General features: G+C 59.0%; 1 protein-coding gene. It reads right to left on the bottom strand.

The window, feature by feature from the left end:
* The coding region (locus tag HZ297_RS11890) for a hypothetical protein (protein ID WP_218644635.1) at positions 1–400 on the bottom strand (400 nt) is incomplete at both ends.

The raw sequence follows: 400 nt of genomic DNA, 5'->3' as shown, positions 1-400 counted from the left end.
GATCAGGCTGCCGAAGCCCGGAATGTTGCAGTTCCACGGCTGGCCGTAGGTCGGCTCCTTGGCACCACACAGCATCTGGTTATCGAAGAAGTTGCCGTTGTTGAAGCGGTTGCCCAGGGTGAAGGCGAACCCATCATAGGTCAGCGTGCGAGAAATCGTCGCGTCGGTCAGCCACTCACCGAACTGGTTGCTCATGCCCAGGCTGAACTGGTCGGCGTACGGCACCTTCATGTTGTTGTTCAGCAGATCGACTTCCATGCCTTCATTGCTGGTGGAACCCAGCAGTGCCTGCACGTTCTCGATGCCGTTCATCAGGTTCGGGTTCCAGTCAAAGCACGGAGTCTGGCCGTACATGCAGTTGCCGGTGGCCGGGTTGCGGAAGTAAACGGTCGGCTGCGGC

The organism is Thiomicrorhabdus cannonii (assembly GCF_013391695.1).
GTDB lineage: Bacteria > Pseudomonadota > Gammaproteobacteria > Thiomicrospirales > Thiomicrospiraceae > Thiomicrorhabdus > Thiomicrorhabdus cannonii.
The sequence above is the reverse complement of the archived record's forward strand: the minus strand, read 5'-3'. Positions and strand labels throughout refer to the sequence as shown.